This is a genomic window from Arthrobacter sp. M71 S08 (genome assembly GCF_059089725.1).
Genome location: NZ_JBNHEY010000005.1, coordinates 37,418 through 54,064 on the forward strand (window position 1 = coordinate 37,418; position 16,647 = coordinate 54,064).

Sequence of the window (16,647 nt, forward strand, 5' to 3'; positions counted from 1 at the left end):
TGGTCACCAAGGTGAGATTGCCGAGGCGCCCGGTGGTCAGACTGAATACACCTTCCCGAGACACTTAATGCAGTAGTGGCCGCTCCGCCGTGGAGTAAGCATCTTTGTTTCCACGGAGGCAGCAGGTTGTGAAAGACGTGTACCCATTTCTTCATCGGCAACCGATACAGATCAGTAAAAGTCGGCTGCCGAAGGAGGCACTGGCTCCCTAAGCGCTTCTGCCCCGGGATACGGAAGCCCGAGAACGGTGCAGTAAAAGGCCGCGCATAAGTCGGCGTTCCGGAAGCGGCTGATGATCGCCTTGGGGGACTCTTTGCCGATGAGCGGGTCTGATTTCACCGCTGAAACGGCGCCTCTTAGATAACTCTCAGCCCTTGTCAGACGGTGCCCATCAGCTCCCTCCGCGGTATGTAGAATCAACCACGCTTCACCAGTCCCGTAATTGCTATGCGCCGCCGTCACTCGTTCAGTGACGGCGTTTACATAGGCTGCTACCACTGCATCCTGGCCTCCATGCCGCCCGTACCCCTGGAGGACAAGGCGTCGAGCGATCGATCCGCGGGGGCTAACATTCGCATCAGCATCAATTCCGAATAGAGCAACCCCAGTTTCTGAGGCCTCGGTGATCGCTGCTCGAGTGTAACCAGAGGTGGAGTAGAAAATATGGTGTTTCAGGTGCGGGCGCGCGCCTCGCAACTGGCGTATCTGTGGCGAGCCGACAGGGTTTGCTTGCATCTTCACCTGCGCGATGGCTAGGGGATGTTCAACGTCCACGCCGCCGTCCGATACGCCGCCAGTTAGTCGACAGCCGAAGAATCCTAGTGGTTCTGCCATGTGCCAGCGAGCAACATCTTCGGCCGTTCGCCAGTCACTGATCAATTGGCGCGGCACGGTCTTCCGCTCCAAGGCAGGGACTGTGCCGACTTCTGGTGGAGCTGGTGCCAATGGGCTATCAGGGAGCCGGAGAATGGAACCTCCGACACCATCTATGAGTCCTTGGTATGTCGCCGTATCGGAATAAGCGATGAGATCACTTCCGTCGGCCATCGAGTAACTAATCTCTGCAATGGGATCGTAGATGTTGCCGCTGGTTGAACTGCGCCATCTGGCTTCTGTGGCTGTGATGACTTCGGCGTGCTGTCCCTGGAGGGGCAGAATCCAACAATCAAATGTTTTGGCAGCGAACCTTGCTTGGCTCGGTATGTTTTTCTTGCTCCGTCCCACGGCTCCATCGGACATCACCACGGCGGCGAATATTTCGACATGGTCGCCAGGCGGGATTGCAGCGAGGATCTGATCAGCATCTTCCCTGCTGGGCACCAGCGCGTTGCGGCAGCCTCTATATACCGACCACGCCCACATGGTACGCGGGTCTTGTGCGAGGACGTGGTTCGCGTCCTTCCCAATCGCACTGGACGATTCCCGGCTTGATTTCATCCGGCCCTCCTTAGTCTGGGCGTGCAGGCGAAACTGCCGGCTATGACCGACAGGGCCGCTGTGATCTTATGCGAAGAGCTCGTAACGTACCGTAAGCGGCCGAGCCTGCACTGGCCACGCGGTCAGGCAGATCAATAGCTACGCGATTAGGGCCGGCGCCGCCATGGTCGCGTATGACGTAAATATCCCTCCGACGTTTCTTCTACGCGTTCTCGGGTGCGTGCCGAGGGGTTTTTATACGGGTGTCATGCCCTATACCGCTAGTGTCTCTGGGCGTGGAGGGGAGGGATCGGCCCCTGCCATGTGGGAAAACGCCATGAGTGAGGACGGCGCTATGCCTGGGTCGAAGGGCTGGGATGGGAGTGGCGCGCCTCCCGTCGAGCTAGCTTCATGTGAGCGGCTGATCGTATTGTCTTGGACATGGAGGAATTGCAGTGGAGTGACGTACAGCCGTGCGAGAAGGCATGGAGTTCTACCGAAAACGTGCCTGGCGTCTACAAGTGGTATCTGACCGGACCGCTGCCGGGCAGGTTTGATTGGCCGGGACCACTCAAACCGATCGAGGTCGGCGACCTTATATACGTTGGCAAGGGGACCAACTTGCGCACTAGGGCGAAGCATCACAAACTCAGAACCCAAGGATCGACGCTGCGGCGCTCGTTGGCGGGGCTGATGGGGATGCAAGGTGAATGGTTCGGAAAGTCCGCTAACCATGGCCTGATAGCTTCAGACGAGGCGATGTTGGGCCACTGGATGACGAGCAACTTGTCGATGTCTTTCGCGGTTCCGAGAGACGATCAGGATCTGCTAGAAGTGGAGCACTCGTTGCTACTGGAATGCAAGGCTCCGCTCAACCGGGACGGGTTCACCGCTGAGCAACTCCATACGAGTGCTCGCGCAAAGGTGTTGAAAGACAACGCGAGAGGCCAAAAGTTCCTGCGGTAGGGAGAGGAGCCGCTGTTGCGCTTTCCCGTGAGGTTTTATGGTTGGAAGGTTTTGAGGGCTCCGAAGGAACGCTGAGTTTCGGGGCTACCATCGATGGCAGTACGACGTTGGCACTCAAGGCCACAAAGACGGTGACTGGCGGAATTGGTGCTGAACGTAAGCAGCCGCGTCGGCAATTGCACTGAACACAACGAACGGCCCTCCGGGAACATCTGGGGGCCGTCGAACCGGTCCCGGCCGGTACCCTATTGGCATGCATGAACCGCGTTTCCTGAAGCTTGACGACGTTGGCGATGAACTGAGCATCTCCACATCCCAGGCGTACGCTTTAGTGCGCTTTGGCGACCTGCCCGCCATCCAGGTGGGCGGCCGTGGGCCCCGTCCGATGATTCGTGCCGGTCGAGTCGGTCGCATGCCTACCCGGTTCTCATAGCCCTCTAGCTTGACGAGTACCTCGAGGCAGGCGGGCCGGTGGCCAGCTTCGTCCGCGTCAGGGACTCGGCACCCGCACCCGACCGAGCACCTCACGTCCTTCGAACTTCTTGCTCAGGAATTGAGAGCAGTCCGCAGCCACCGAATTCCCACCATCGGTCAGGCTCAACGGCACCGACGGGGCCGTCCTAGCAGGGCTCGAGAACGATGCTGTCACAGTCGCTGCGACGTGGGACTGGCGGAAGCTAGCCGCCCTCCGTCGGTCCCTAGGCGACCAGCCCGGAGACTTTCATGTGGATCGACGACGACGTGAACGCTGATCTGAATCTTGCGTGAATAAACTTCCTGGCGGTCGAACCGCTCATCGTGGTTCCGAGATCGGGCCGGGGCATCACCCGGACCGACGAAGGTAAACGCTTCTGCCTACGGTCAGCTCTCTAGATCAATGGGGGAGCCATCCTCCGCGCATGCTATGACGACGTCGGCCTGCTGAAGGTAGTAGGCCATAAAGTCGTCCTTGGTCTGACTCTTCTCATAGCGAAGGGCGTACCCCCACGCCAGGGTCATTTCGGTGTGGACGTCATCCTCGGCGATCAAGGAGGCAACACCGATGCCGCCGGCGAAATGGCTGATGGCCTCTCGTGCCTCTGACGGCAAGACGCCGGGCTTATCAATAACCAGGTCCAGCATCCGTACAGCTTCGTCGTACCCCTCGCACGCCTTAGCGCTGGGGCTGATGGTGGCACCGCTGGACAAGCCACATCCAGTCAACGGCACCACAATCGCAGCGACGGCAGCAAGGAGGGCGGGACGACGATTCATGGGTTCCCCAGGGACATGTGCGACAGAGACTCTCAAATTCTAATCAGCTTCAGGCCAGCAGCATGACAGCCGGAAAGACGGTAACGCTGGGTTCCAGGCTTTAGTTGCAGGAAATAGCGCTCGGCTAGTAGCTGTCAGCGGGGCCGGCAATGCCACCGCCATACTCAAGGCCAGATGAGCGCATTCCACGATTCCTTTGTCTGCACAAAGCGCCCCGCCTACGGTCATGGTCAACTGGACATCCGATGCGGCACTTCTAGAAAGACGTGCACCTTCACGAGCGCGATTTCAGGCAAGGGAGGCGCTCCCAACGCGCCGGAGAGCTGGGCCTACTAGCTGTAGCGGTCGCCCGAGCGTGAATGCCTGCGAGGTAAGGCCACATCGATGATGTCCTGGCGGGAACTCGGCCCCAAGCTGGCCCGGGGAATATTCGGTATACATTCGTGAACGCCAGCTCACCAAGTCAGGGTGTCAACAGAGTCGGGGGCGGTCCCTTCAGATCACCCGCCGGGAGTCCTCCCTCCTGCATAAGAGCGGCGAAATGCTGTGACGTGAGCGGAGTGAGCCTCGCAGGTTTCAGGACCATGGTGCAGCCCGCGGCGACGGCAGATAGCCCGCTGGTGCCGGGTCAACCCCGAGACGGTGCGCCACAGCATCTGGCAACGCGAACCCCACGACTCGTCCATCTTCGGTCGACGTCTGGTGCTGCATGACCGGCCACGTCACGGGTCACCAGTTGTTAGGCGTGACCGCGCCTAGACAAGCGCTACATCGAGGTGTTCCGGTTCGTCACTGAGCAGGGCCGCTTCCCGAAACAGCTTGGCGGGCCATTGGAACGTGGCCCTAGCGCTAGCTATACGCACAGCGGCTCAGGCTTGAAGCAGATGGACTCGATCCGCGGCGGGAGGAGTTGCTGGACAAGCTGGGGGAGTGGCGAGCCCGAGCATCGCAACCATCGGTGTCACCGAGTGCAGCGGTAGTGGCCCTTACGGAGCTGATGCTGAAGCCCTGGTTTTGGCTCAATCCTCCCGCACCGCGCTGCGGACACCGGCTATGGCAGGATCATGAGAGAGACATCGAAAACGCTGTCGTTTTGCGATCGATGTGCAGGTGGCAAGTCACTAAGACCTGTAACTCAGCATTTCACAAGAGAAAAGGTGGACAGCAATGGGTGAGGACGTAGGCAGCATCGACACACGACTGGTCGGAGACCTCGAACCCGAAGTCGTCAGTCTGATCGAAGACTTCATCGACGAATGCAAACCCGTTGAATCTCTGCCGATTCTTGTCATGCGTGACGTGCGTACTGGTGCAATTTTCGTTGAGGTCCACGTTCCGGCGAATCACCTCGTGTCATCAGCTACTGTTGATGTCCCGCTTGACCCTGACGAGTCGCCGGACTACCGCGCGAATCGCGAAGTTGTTGAAGACCACATTGCGTTCGCTCAAATGAAGGACGACGCGAAGAACCGCCGAGCTTTCAGCAACTTAGTCTGCGAGTTCACGAAAGCCTATGAGAAAGAGCATCCGCTGAAGATTATCGGGGGTCAGCACCGATTCACGGCGATTCAGGAAGCGCTGAAGGAGGGCGTTAACGAACATCACGGCGTGAAACTCTACTTCGCCCTAGACAACGATCAGCGTCTGGACGTACAGCTCATTTCCAATACGAACATCGCCGTTTCTACCGATCTTTTCGATCGCATGACCGAAACGCTTGCTGGACCACAACTGCGGGAATGGTGTCAACGGGCGGGCCTATTGGCTGTGAGCGAGGACTTTGCCGACCGTCGTGCGCGTGGGAACCCGCTTACGGTGCGCGCAGCTAGGACCTTCATTGTCAACTACTACCGGGGCTCCGCCATCGATGCCAAGAAGTTCGACGTCACCGCGACCACGCCCGTTCTTCTCAAATCTGGGGTACAGGTGGATGAGTGGACAGAGCTGAAATCGCAACGACCGAATCTGTGGGACGACAAGAATTTGGAACTTGCGGGTAAAGAGTTCGCCCTCTTGATAGAAGCCCAGCGTGCTAAGTACACTACGGCTGCTGGCAAGCTGAAGCCAGGATCCGCTGATTCGGCTGAAAAGGCGATGAATTATGCGGTGCTGAGCGCCTGGGCCTATGTGGCAGGCGTGCTGAGCAAAAACAAGACTCGGCAGAAGCGCCATTTCGCATTGCGAGCGTCTGGTGTGAAGGATCCTTTGAATGCGGCTGCTCTTGCCAAGGGACGACACAAGACAGACCCGGAAAATTACCGGGGACTCGGGTATCGCACTGACGCGAAGGAACGCGGACGCCTTGTGGAGCTGTTCTACCTGCAGGCGGAAAAGGGGGACAAGATCAGCGCATCGATGGTTGACCTCGCTATCAAAAAGGCTGTAGCCAAGGAGGCGGTGCTTGAGGTGTCGAAGGCCGCAGTGAAGGCAAAGAACTGATGAGCATCGATGCAGACGCTTTCTCAATTCGTCTACTAGACGAGGCAAAGCGCTTTTTAGAGAAGGGGAAGGAGGGTGCGGGCGACGAGCGCGACGCCTACTTGCACGCTTCGTTGATAATGGGGTTCAGTGCTCTCGAGTCTCATCTAAATGGGATCGCAGATGAGTTGGCTACGCGACCGCACACTGATCTCCTAACGCGGTCAATTCTGGAGGAGAGGCAGCTGAGGCTCGACAAGGGCATCTGGGAGCTGACGAACAAGGAACAACACTTCAGAATGACCGAACGAATGTCGTTTCTCTTGCAAAGTTATGCCAATCGAGATTCGGCAAGCTTCTCATGGTGGTCGGAACTGCGATCGGGGGTAGATGCCAGGAACTCACTCGTCCATCCCCGCGATGCCGTTCAACTCACATACGCGGACGTCGAGCGCTATCTCAACGCCATCATCCTTAGTCTGAACGACCTCTATCTTGGGGTATTCGGCAAAGGGCACCCCTCTTTCAATCGCGGCCTTCAGTCGACAATGACGTTTTGAGGTGACAGTTCTATTTGGGAGCCCGAACTCGGTTTAGCTTCGATAGCCAGTCCTTTCGGTCGAATAAGAGGGAACTGACAGATTCAAGTCAAGCGCCGCGAATCGGCCGCATAGTATGGCTAGCCGGCCTTAATATGGCTTTCCATACCCCGCTTATCGGGGCTGAAGACCGGTGTGCGAGTTTGAAGGGGAGCGAAGATGGCGAATGAACTCGAACTTGAGATGTATCAGTACGCCCATCCAGTCGATGAGGTGCTGTCGGTGCTCGAAGTGGCATGCACCGAGCACGAGCGCATCAAACGCCTGAAACGCGACGGCGACGCGCTGCGCTTTGACTTCAAGATGCCGATCCTCGCTCCGGGCGGCGAATCATGGGTACTCCGGCCGACGCCCTTCCTCAACGGAACCGTGGTCTCGGCGTTCGTCATCAAGGGGGTCACGTACCGAAATTTAAGCGCCTCCGCGGATCGCGGAAAAGTGAAACGGCTACTTGAAGCAGTCGCGACGACACTCGCAGGCAACACGGAGGCCCAGAGTTCTATCCCGTTAGTTGCACCCAACTTCGGCGAGAAGCATGCACACCTGGGTCAACAGGCCCTACTGGCCCTGGACCACGCCGAGCACTGCGGCGAACAGGGCGACGTGATCGGCGGGGAACTTGCCATTGCGCGGTCGGAGCGCTTCACCTCCTCCGTCAGCGGGCCCTCTGCGGGCGAGTGGGTATCGGCCGAGATCCGCGCACGAATGGACGCAGGACGGCTACGCCGAGACGTCGAAGTTTTAGGCGAGATCGGCGAAGAACTCACGTTGATGAGTGACCGAATCCTCTGCAAGAGAAGGGTCAAAGACTTGGTTGAGACCACAGTCAGACCACTGGATGCTGACGTCACAGCAACTGTCGAGGACGGCGGCAACACGGCGACCTTGGCAAAGCCTTCGATGACACAAATGGCGGTGCGCGCGGTGCTCCCGAAGACCGCGAACTTCGTTCTGAGCCACCCGCAGTGGAAGCTGGTGGTCCCCATTGACCCCGCAGCTGTCCATCGCGTCACCGACCTCGCGGTGCTCGTGAACTCCATGTCGGGTGCGCTGCCAGACGGAGAGCGTCGGTCCCCTGCCGCGGTGGCTCTCACAGCACCTACGGCATCCTTGGCCGATCAACTCGGCGACCTAGCCGCGTTGCACCGGGACGGCGTACTCGCCGACGACGAGTTCACGAGCGCCAAGGCGAAGCTGCTCGAAGGCTAGAAATTGCCTTCGGCGACCTGCCAATCACGGAAGAAGGCTATGGCTGGGCCCTTCGCAACAATAACGCCGTGTCGCAATAGCCGACGTGTTATGGACCGTCAGTACTCTGTTCCGCGACAGGATCACCGCCGGCCGCCAGCGCCGCGTCGTCTCGGGTGTAACCCGCAACAGAACGGTGACCCGCGGGAGTAGACCGAGGCCGACTACAGGGAGGGATAGTCCTTTCCGAGTAGCTCAGGCAGATCGTCGTACATTCCGGCGGCCTGCCTAGCATCGCTCTTCTTACGGATGTAGCCGTCGTCCAGCGCCCGGTACGCGTTATAGAGGGCGGTGCGTAGCTCCTCTTGGGTCATCTCAGCCACTGTGATCGCCTGCGGTGCCGGTTCTGTACGATGCTCCGGCCGGGAGCTGCCGTCCAGCTCCGCGAAACGCAGGCGAACCTGCTCATCGAAGGAGGGAGGGGGCGGGACCGCCTCGAAGGAGACCAGCATCTCGGCGGGCTTTGGTTCAACGACATCCGCGGCTTTCACTCGCACGCGATCCGGCGAGTCGGTTCTCACCTCGCCACGTGGGTCCCACCAACACAGGTAGTTCGGGCGTTCCTCCGCTGTCCTGCGGCAATTGCCGTTTCCGATGTCGTCGCAGAGATGCTCGTGATCCAGTGAGCGCACGTTGAGACGCACCGCGGCGTCGTCGGGAGCCAGTGTCTCGTTCCAGTCGTAATAGTGCTGCTGAGCTATGAAGAAACTGCCGAAGAATCCGCGACAGTGCGCGCAGTTGTATGCGAGGTAGTTTTGGCCGGCGCGTTTGGACGTCCTCATCCGTAACGGTGCAAGCGGCGCTGTCGCGTTGGACAGCACTTTCCCAACGCTCGTCGCCAACTGACTTTCGATCCGCACATGCGGGTAGGGGATGAACTCTCCTCCCTTCAAGATCCCCTGCTTGCCGCAGACTGTGGTGACGAAAACTCCGTGGAGCCGATAGATCGTGGAGTTCTTGAAGCATTGAGAGCAGGTGTCCTCGTAGTAGTCGATGATCAGCTGGCGCTCTCGAACCTCAATACGACGCTTATACCCGCCGGTCAGTGCCCGACGGACGACTTCTTCGAGGATCACGTCCAGCATTGCTCCGAATGCTTTGCGGGCCTTCACCCGGTCAATCGATTCCTTGTCTGAGAAGACGAAATAGGGAACTTTGGCGGCTTCGGCTGCCTCCTTGTTCCGCCTGTGCACAAACCAGAGGCAGGTCACTCCCGCGGCGGTGTAGCGTTCCTGCCTCCTGGTGAAGTCTGCCGAAGACTGGGCGGACCATTGGACCTCCATGGCGATACGCTGGCCGTCCTTTTCGACCAGGACGTCTGCGATCCAGGTCCGATCAGCCGACGGATACTCGATGGTGCTCTGCCACCCTGCTTCCTCGGCCGCTGCTGCGATGCGCGCCTTCGCGGCGAGGTGCTGGACCGACTCCGGGCCACCTTCGTGGCGTAGACATTTCACTTTGGCTTTGTGCGCGAAGAACTGGTTTTTCAGCGGCGAGAGTTTGGGGACCGCAGCTTCCCCGCACGACATCACTAGGTGCGCCTTTTTATAGACCGCTTGAAGCTCGATCCAGTCGGATCGGCTCATCTCATGAGCGAGTATCCGTGTCCCGTCGTACACAGCTGCCAGCGGCATAGATTCCCCGTCCCCCAGTGTTGCGACGAGGATACCCGAGCCAGACGCCTGGGAAGCTGCGCCGCACACAAAGGAGGTAGCAGGCTCCTAGCGAAGGATCACTCATGAGCCCCGCCCAACAAGGGCGAGGGCGAGCCTACCGGCGGAGTTCGTCATCGACCACGCGCTCGCTCATCGAAGATCTGCGCAGCAGACGAATAACACGTGGCGCATATAGCCCCCGGACGCGCCCCAGCACCACGCTGAAGCACGCTGAATCGCCCGGCAACGCTGGCGGGATAGCGGTACCCAATCAGGTGCGTATCGACTCTTCTGTGACAGGTGCTTTGCTGGCATTATGTGTTGGTTCGATGGAAGTTGGGCCAGTGAAAGTAGGCTGACAAGAGGAGGGCGTACTGCCCTTTGGCATCCGTCTTGAGCGAAGCGGGCGTTGAAAGTCAAGCATGGGGGAGAGCTGCCTTGGAAATTCAGCCGGAGAAAGAGAACCTGGACAGGACGTTCTCGCAGACGGTTTTCAATATTGACTTCTACCAGCGAAGCTACAAGTGGGGGTCTGAACCCGTTCGTCGTCTCATCGACGATGTCTTTTTTCAGTTCGATGAAGCGTGGACCAAGAACTCTTCTCTCGAACCGACTGTTGAAAACGTGGTGGATAAGTACCCTTGGTACTACCTCAACACCTACGTGACGAACAGGGTGGACGGCAGGGTGTACGTGGTCGACGGTCAGCAGCGGCTCACCACCCTGACGCTAGTACTCATTAAGCTTTTCCACCTTTCGCGACGCCTTGAGTCTTCCCATCAACACTGGATAGAAAGCAAGATTGTTGGACATTCCGGTTCCGGTCGGAAGTTCTGGATGAATCACGCTGGACATTTGCCGGTCCTCCACGCTCTATACGAGGGAACCGACCCCCTCCTCATCGACACCGGTTCCGGGGTGACATCGGAGAACATGGTCGCGAATTACCGGATCATCAGCGATCAGCTGGACAGCAGCCTTACCGAAGTTACTCGGTTCAACACCTTCGTGATCTTCTTTCTGCAACGCCTTGTTCTCGTGAACCTGGACGTTGACTCAACGCATGTCCCCATGGTCTTCGAAGTCATCAACGACCGCGGGGTGAAATTGAAGCCCCACGAGATTCTCAAGGGGAAGCTGCTTGGGCAAATCGAGAAGACTGAACTGGCTCGCATGGGACTCAACGAACTCTGGGATTCCAGGGTTGAAGCGCTTTCGGCATACGGCGAAGACACCGTGGACGACTTCTTTCGAGCATGGCTCAAAGGCAGGTATGCGGACACCCGTTCGACAGGACGGCGGTTTGACGGCGACTATCACCGCGAGATGTTCAAGCAAGACCTGAACAAGATTCTGAATCTCGAACACAGTCCCAGCGATGTCAAAAAGTTCCTGACCGAAGACTTCCATTACTACACCAACCTGTATCTGCGGGTGCAAGGCTACGCTCGGACGCCCACTGAAGGATTTGAGGCGACATATTTCAACGGCTCCGCAATCAACAAGATTGACTCCCAGTCGTCTCTCATTCTCGCGGCATGTTCAGTGAAGGACGCGGAAGAGGCCGAGAAGATTGCCGCGGTCACCGAAGGTATCGACAGGATGTCGACTCTCCTTCGCCTCCAGGGCGCTTACAGCTCCAATGAGTTTCTGGACCGGCTGTTCCTGGTAGCCGCGGAGTTGCGGAATAGGACGGCCGACGAGATCCCCAAGGTGTTCGAAGTCCACCTTGCAGCGGAAATCGCGCTACGCCGAGGAATCGCTAACCCGGGCGCATTCAACCGCCAACTCTTCAACACAATGACAGTGGACCGACTAGGCAGCCGATTCACGCGGTACTTCTTCGCCCGGGTCGAAAAATTTATCGCTACCGGCATGAAGAAAGAGATGAAGCATTCAATCGAGGACTTGGTCACGAAGACAGGCCCCAAAAACGGATTCCACATTGAGCACATCCTGTCCTACAACGCGGAAAACAGGGACCTGTTCGATGGGGATGATGAGCGCTTCGAATCCGAGCGCGCGCGGCTAGGCGGAATCCTTCTCCTCAGGGGGCGGGACAACATCTCCAGCAACAACGAACCGTACGCCCACAAGCTCCGGTCATATTCCAACAGCCTCTACTGGAATGAAACACTGCGCGAGGACATCTACAAGGCCAAGAAAGACTTCACCGACTTCATTGCCGTGACCGGTCTCAAGATGAGGGCGATACCGGAGTTCGGCCCCGCGGCACTCCATGAAAGGCATTCGCTCCTGGGAGACATCGTTGAACTATTGTGGCCGGTGCAGACACGCACCGACACCGGCGCAATCCCTCTGCGTTCCCCGGAATAAACCTGCTGAATCAGCCGGTGTTCAAGATGACCAGATTAGGCCTCTTCGTCAACTTCGGTCAGTGGCAAGGTGTCCCGGTCCCGAAGGAACGGGACACCTTAAAAGCCGAGCAGACGGACCTCGGCTCAGTTGATAACTTCGGCGTCGATGATCTCGGTCTCTTCGGTCCGATGCCCTGGCTTGGTCAGCTCCAGGCTGGCGAGATGTTTTTGCAGCCGCTTGGACATGGGGAGGAATGTGCCAAGGGTGAGGCCTCCGGAGAGAACAGCACCGGCAACAGGGACGGCCTTCGCCACTCCGCTGGCGAAGATCTTCTTGGTCATTTTCACACCGAGATAGCTGGCGACCTTTTTCACGATTGGATAGATGATGCCCTGGGTGAGTGCCTGCTGCGGTAGTTTCTTAGCTACATTGGCGGCGATCATGTTTGCGACTTTTGCCACTCCACCCTGCGCCAGCTGCACGCCGAACATCACACCTACGAACAGGATCAGCATGCTCTCGGTTGCCTCATCGATTTCGTCGGCAGCATCGGCGAATAAATCAGGCCAACTGTAGATGTAGGCAAGTTTCTGGGCCACTCGAAGCATGTGGCCCATGTACTGCACGAGGTCAGCTGGCACAGTGCCCATCATTGCCAGACCGCCGGGGATACCTGCGACGGCCGAGAGGCCGGTTACCTTGCTCGTCTCATAGACGATAGAGGTGTTTGCGATCTCAGTGATGACCTTAAATGGGATACCCGCTGCCGCTGGGCTGTCGGCGATTGCCCTCTTGATCTGTTCCTCGGTGCAGTGGCGCTTGAGTGCTGTTCGCAGGTAGGCGGCCCTATTGATCCTTACGCCCGGCAGCTTCGCCGCGGCGTCCAGCACTTGGGTGAAAGTCGATCCAGCGTTCTCAATCTCTTGGGTTTCGGTCATGGATAGATCGTATCGGTGGGGTCAGGCCTGTACCCTCGTCCCCGAAGATCTCAAACGGGAGACGGTTGTGATCCCCAAGCGTTACAACTCCGCGGAGTTACATGGACACGACGCGTACTGTTTCAATTGGGCCTCTGCGCTGGCCACTTCGCCCTTTATGTGGCGCACTCACGCTATCCGTTGGTGGACGCCGGCCTCCCCGTTAGAGTCATCGGCCAGTCCTCCAGCAGCCATGCCGCTCGTGGAAGGCCTTGGTGGACTTCCGGGTGCCTGGTACGCCAGGATTCTCTCCTGAGCTGAGGCATGGGGGTCGTCCAGCTAATGTCTCACCAAATTCTCGTAAGTCGTGGGCGGTCAGACTTCGACAATTCGGCGAAAAGACTTGCCAAGGCCCCGCATTTGACATGGTGCGGGGCCCTTTGCGCGCTCGGGTGACCCCACCCGTCCAACTCGCGACTTCCCGAGGCTTCCACTGTTCTCATCCGCTTTGACTTAGTCACAGGGAGAAGAAAGTTGCTCTATATGTATGAGTCAGTGCGATACTCGATTTTAGATCTGAGCTGGCCGCATTAAAGCCCTCAGCCATTCCTTCTTTGGGGGCACATACATGAATCCTGGCTGGTACGCACATATCGAAGACCAGAGCGTCGTCGCATATTTCAACGGTACTCGGTGGAGGCCAGTAATTAGCCGCTCCCAGCTCACGCCCTCACAGAGCGAAACCGTGGAACCGCTAGGGCCGGGCCATCCCGGACCGCCGGCTCCTTTCGAGCATATGAAGATACCGAAAAATACGCCCCCCGCACCCGAGACGATTCATCCTTCTCAAGAGGACGGCACCCCTCGGGAGACACCCGAGCGCGCACCGCAGGCAAGGCCGAAAGCGCGAAAGAATCCGGCCATTGTCGTACTCGCTGTCTTGGGATCCGTGCTGGGCCTAATCGGCATCATTATCGGATCGGTGCCGGTGAACAACCGCTGCGGCAGTCCGTTCAGTCCGGAGAGCAGGGTCGCCGCTCTGATGGACACAATGTCCGGAAGCCCGGGCGGCTTTGAGGCGTCTTGTATGCGGGACATCGCTCAGGCTGCGGTCTGGACTTGGTTGCTCATCGCCGTCGGCATCGCCATGATTCTGGTGGCCATAATCGTCGCCTTCATTAGCAAGGCGGGTTCCGCTTCCCAGCCGTCGGTTGCAACGCTCTCGGGTGGCGCTCAGATCGAAGAACTGGCGCGCCTTCGCGACAACGGGCTGATTAGCGAAGAAGAATTTGAAATGAAGAAAGACGAGATCCTGGCCCGCATGTAGCGCGTGCTCAAATGAAGAAGCTACGAAGGCACCGCTCCGAGCTCGGGTGCCGTGTAAGCCTTCTCCTAAGTCGTGTCCTGTTGTCCTCCGGGCGGCGACTACTTCACGGTGACGGTCGGCGAGGACGTCGCCGACGCGACGCTGGCTATCCCGGCTGACATGGGATTCAAGCAGGGGGTCTAATCTCCATTTCACGCCACTGTCAGACATGATGGTTGGGAACAACAGCAGTCGGGGCTCAGTAACGGGGGCATGGTGGCAAGGTACGAGGTCGGACAATTCACCTTCAACAGAAAGGGCGACGTCAGTGAACTCCTTACGTCAGTACTTGTGTATCTTGATTCCGGTGAAAAAGTTAGCGACCCTTTCGTCTCTGATCTGTTAACTGCCTTAGCCAGGGAACACCCCGCGGCAGCCGACAAGATCGGCGAAGGGATTGAGTACTGGGTTGTGGCCTCGAACAAGGATCTCGGATACACGTCGAAGGGTTTCCGCGCTAAGCAATGGGGCCGGAACGAGCTGGTCCTATTCAGTTACACCGACGTTCTGCGGCCGCCGAAGCAACGGGCGTTGGTGGCTGAGGCCCTGACTCAAGAGGCGCTATACATCACGCGACGATTCCGGACAGATGCCTTCGCACACGGTCCTGTCCAGTGCGCCCTGACTGGCGAACCTATCCCAGATAAGACCATGGCGGATGCGGTGCACCTCAGTCCGCCGAGAGCGCAGCTGCACCAGATGTTCCTGGAGTCCGAAGGACTCACATACGAGACGGCGGAGTTGACGAAGCATCCAACTGCATCCGGATGCCGACTGACGGATCGTGACCTTGCCCAAAGGTGGAGGAACTTTCAGGAAGAACACCTGAATGGGTTGGCCATCGTGCTGCGCCGCGAGCGTTAGGCCAGCTGAAGTACTCTCATTTCGGCCAGTTGCGTGTTCTCCGGCGGGAGACTTCGGCCTTATCGAAGGACACCCTTCCACCTCGGAAATCCGCCCGCGACTTCAGGCCAGCTTGGGAGCTAGGCTTTGACTCATCGGCTCGCAAGATGGGATAGAGGAGGACCTAGGTGCAATCATTGGAATGGACCGCCCCCGGAGGTTTCACCATCAGAGCGACGGCCCAGCAAGAAGTTGCTGAATTCAAGCGCCTTGTAGAGGCCATGAACGTTCCATTCGAGCCAACTGAAGTAGAAATCGCGAACGGATCAACCGGTGCGCTCATCCGTACTGCTTACCTTGATGACAATCGCACGGCACTCCGCGCTGCCGGAAACCGGGTAATCAATGACAGCCATTCCTACCGCGCCTTTTACGCGGGCGCCTCTCTGGCACTCGTCGCGGTCGACGAGTCAGGCCGCCTCGTGGGGGTGCTCCAAGCCATTCCTCCCGGGCAAATCATCAACGGACTGCTTGCGAGGGGATGGCCGCTGCAGAGCGCGATCTCCCTGGGCATCAAGGCCGCCAAGGTTTCAGCCGTTTGGGTCGACGACGAAGCCCGACGTAACGGGCTTGGGACAGCCCTGTTAGACAGCTGCTGCGAGGCCTATTTCGGGGCTGGTTACAGCCTCGTCTATGGCAATTTCCGCCAGTCCTCCCCGCAAGATCTCGAGGCCTTCTATGACTCTGCTGGGTTCAGAGTTCTGGCCCCTGGGGGCGCCATCCCGGTGGACATCGGTAGAGGCCGCGTGGTGGACATAGGCACCGACGCTGACCAGAAGCTCTTCTGCATGACGCGCGCGGACTGGGCAAAGATCGACCGTGAAAAGGCGGTCCGGAACGGGCCGACCTGAAATACGGTCGCCGGGAAGGCATCTGCCCAGTTCTGCACAGCTGCGTATTGCCGGAACCCCCGGCTCTCTGACCCTGAAGGATCCGGGCCATGTCCATCAGACTCGGCGCTACCCTGAGCCTGATCACTGGCTTCGCCTTCACCTCCGGCTAGGAGAATGGCCTGACCTGCCCCAGACGTGCCTAGGGACCTGCTGCGGCGGGTTTCAAAAGAGGAAGGGTTGGGGAGCTGTTCTCCTAAAGCCCGGCGATTCCTTGCAGCGGACGACGCAGACCCCGGTGAACCGGATTAAGGAGGGATGCCTTATGGACAGGCCAAGCCCACAGCCAGGTCCGCCCGTTCGGCGGGGGCCGGACTCGTTACCCTGCGGTAGCCCGTTCGCCTGAGTCACGGGCCAAGAAGCGCGCAGCGAAGGGCGGGCAGGCACTTGTGGACGCAAGTGCCCTTGGCAGTTGTTCTTGCTCATGCCGCCGAGCCTCCAGCAGCGCACACTCGACTCGTGGGAGGCAGCACTTACGTAGGTGCCGAGGTGCAGGCTTGATTATCTTCGATGGGGCACGTTACAAAACGCGTGTACCCATCCGAAATTTCTGCGTACCCACCATTGTTCTGTCCGCCCACGTATGCCCAGCAGGGCGCAGACTCCGCGGCGGCTTGCTTCGAAGCGGACGCAACCGACTTCGTCAACGATGATCTATTTGTTCACAACGATCGAGTCGCGCTACGAATCACGCTC

General features: G+C 58.6%; 12 protein-coding genes and 2 pseudogenes. 9 read left to right on the top strand and 5 right to left on the bottom strand.

Annotated features, from left to right (window positions below):
• Nucleotides 1–171: 171 nt before the first annotated feature.
• Nucleotides 172–1,437, bottom strand: coding sequence for a restriction endonuclease (locus AC5RTB_RS11470; protein WP_494061206.1), 1,266 nt, complete (start codon nt 1,435–1,437; stop codon nt 172–174).
• Nucleotides 1,438–1,857: 420 nt separating this feature from the next.
• Between AC5RTB_RS11470 and AC5RTB_RS11475 the strand changes: the two genes are divergently transcribed.
• Entirely contained in the window at nt 1,858–2,382 is a 525-nt protein-coding gene (locus tag AC5RTB_RS11475) for a GIY-YIG nuclease family protein (RefSeq protein WP_494061207.1), read from the top strand.
• Between the two features lie 253 nt (nt 2,383–2,635).
• Nucleotides 2,636–2,758, top strand: a pseudogene (locus tag AC5RTB_RS11480) (helix-turn-helix transcriptional regulator); the annotation flags it as partial.
• Between the two features lie 485 nt (nt 2,759–3,243).
• Here the strand turns inward: AC5RTB_RS11480 and AC5RTB_RS11485 are convergent.
• A complete protein-coding gene (locus AC5RTB_RS11485) occupies nt 3,244–3,636 on the bottom strand; it encodes a hypothetical protein (protein ID WP_494061208.1) in 393 nt (130 codons plus the stop codon).
• A gap of 496 nt (nt 3,637–4,132) precedes the next feature.
• A pseudogene (locus AC5RTB_RS11490) lies at nt 4,133–4,243 on the bottom strand (aldehyde dehydrogenase family protein); the annotation flags it as partial.
• A gap of 560 nt (nt 4,244–4,803) precedes the next feature.
• Between AC5RTB_RS11490 and AC5RTB_RS11495 the strand changes: the two are divergent.
• The 3 genes from AC5RTB_RS11495 (at nt 4,804) to AC5RTB_RS11505 (ending at nt 7,862) form a co-directional block, all read left to right on the top strand.
• Nucleotides 4,804–6,075: a hypothetical protein gene (locus AC5RTB_RS11495; RefSeq protein WP_494061209.1), complete on the top strand. Its 1,272-nt coding sequence runs from the start codon at nt 4,804–4,806 to the stop codon at nt 6,073–6,075.
• Entirely contained in the window at nt 6,075–6,614 is a 540-nt protein-coding gene (locus tag AC5RTB_RS11500; RefSeq protein WP_494061210.1) for a hypothetical protein, read from the top strand. The genes AC5RTB_RS11495 and AC5RTB_RS11500 overlap by 1 nt, the downstream gene beginning before the upstream one ends.
• A gap of 198 nt (nt 6,615–6,812) precedes the next feature.
• On the top strand, nt 6,813–7,862 hold the full coding sequence (locus tag AC5RTB_RS11505; protein WP_494061211.1) for an SHOCT domain-containing protein: 1,050 nt from the start codon (nt 6,813–6,815) through the stop codon (nt 7,860–7,862).
• Between the two features lie 203 nt (nt 7,863–8,065).
• Here the strand turns inward: AC5RTB_RS11505 and AC5RTB_RS11510 are convergent, their stop codons facing one another.
• Complete coding sequence (locus AC5RTB_RS11510; protein WP_494061212.1) at nt 8,066–9,535, bottom strand: competence protein CoiA; 1,470 nt, start codon at nt 9,533–9,535, stop codon at nt 8,066–8,068.
• Nucleotides 9,536–9,949: 414 nt separating this feature from the next.
• Here AC5RTB_RS11510 and AC5RTB_RS11515 point away from each other — a divergent pair, with 414 nt between their 5' ends.
• Nucleotides 9,950–11,893 (top strand): DUF262 domain-containing protein, encoded by a 1,944-nt coding sequence (locus AC5RTB_RS11515; protein ID WP_494061213.1) that lies wholly within the window; start codon nt 9,950–9,952, stop codon nt 11,891–11,893.
• 125 nt (nt 11,894–12,018) lie between these two features.
• Here AC5RTB_RS11515 and AC5RTB_RS11520 read toward each other — a convergent pair whose 3' ends face one another.
• Nucleotides 12,019–12,813 (bottom strand): hypothetical protein, encoded by a 795-nt coding sequence (locus AC5RTB_RS11520; protein WP_494061214.1) that lies wholly within the window; start codon nt 12,811–12,813, stop codon nt 12,019–12,021.
• Between the two features lie 1,066 nt (nt 12,814–13,879).
• Here AC5RTB_RS11520 and AC5RTB_RS11525 point away from each other — a divergent pair.
• The 3 genes from AC5RTB_RS11525 to AC5RTB_RS11535 all read left to right on the top strand — a co-directional run bounded on the left by AC5RTB_RS11525 (nt 13,880) and on the right by AC5RTB_RS11535 (nt 15,912).
• A complete protein-coding gene (locus AC5RTB_RS11525) occupies nt 13,880–14,119 on the top strand; it encodes an SHOCT domain-containing protein (protein WP_494061215.1) in 240 nt (79 codons plus the stop codon).
• A 252-nt stretch (nt 14,120–14,371) separates the two neighbouring features.
• Nucleotides 14,372–15,022: a hypothetical protein gene (locus AC5RTB_RS11530; RefSeq protein WP_494061216.1), complete on the top strand. Its 651-nt coding sequence runs from the start codon at nt 14,372–14,374 to the stop codon at nt 15,020–15,022.
• A 167-nt stretch (nt 15,023–15,189) separates the two neighbouring features.
• Entirely contained in the window at nt 15,190–15,912 is a 723-nt protein-coding gene (locus AC5RTB_RS11535; RefSeq protein ID WP_494061217.1) for a GNAT family N-acetyltransferase, read from the top strand.
• The last annotated feature ends 735 nt before the right edge of the window (nt 15,913–16,647 follow it).

Excerpts from the sequence above, each read along its gene's own strand:
- AC5RTB_RS11470 (WP_494061206.1), bottom strand. The coding sequence starts at position 1,437 with ATGAAATCAAGCCGGGAATCGTCCAGTGCGATTGGGAAGGACGCGAAC.
- AC5RTB_RS11475 (WP_494061207.1), top strand. The coding sequence starts at position 1,858 with ATGGAGGAATTGCAGTGGAGTGACGTACAGCCGTGCGAGAAGGCATGG.
- AC5RTB_RS11485 (WP_494061208.1), bottom strand. The coding sequence starts at position 3,636 with ATGAATCGTCGTCCCGCCCTCCTTGCTGCCGTCGCTGCGATTGTGGTG.
- AC5RTB_RS11495 (WP_494061209.1), top strand. The coding sequence starts at position 4,804 with ATGGGTGAGGACGTAGGCAGCATCGACACACGACTGGTCGGAGACCTC.
- AC5RTB_RS11500 (WP_494061210.1), top strand. The coding sequence starts at position 6,075 with ATGAGCATCGATGCAGACGCTTTCTCAATTCGTCTACTAGACGAGGCA.
- AC5RTB_RS11505 (WP_494061211.1), top strand. The coding sequence starts at position 6,813 with ATGGCGAATGAACTCGAACTTGAGATGTATCAGTACGCCCATCCAGTC.
- AC5RTB_RS11510 (WP_494061212.1), bottom strand. The coding sequence starts at position 9,535 with ATGCCGCTGGCAGCTGTGTACGACGGGACACGGATACTCGCTCATGAG.
- AC5RTB_RS11520 (WP_494061214.1), bottom strand. The coding sequence starts at position 12,813 with ATGACCGAAACCCAAGAGATTGAGAACGCTGGATCGACTTTCACCCAA.
- AC5RTB_RS11525 (WP_494061215.1), top strand. The coding sequence starts at position 13,880 with ATGCGGGACATCGCTCAGGCTGCGGTCTGGACTTGGTTGCTCATCGCC.
- AC5RTB_RS11530 (WP_494061216.1), top strand. The coding sequence starts at position 14,372 with ATGGTGGCAAGGTACGAGGTCGGACAATTCACCTTCAACAGAAAGGGC.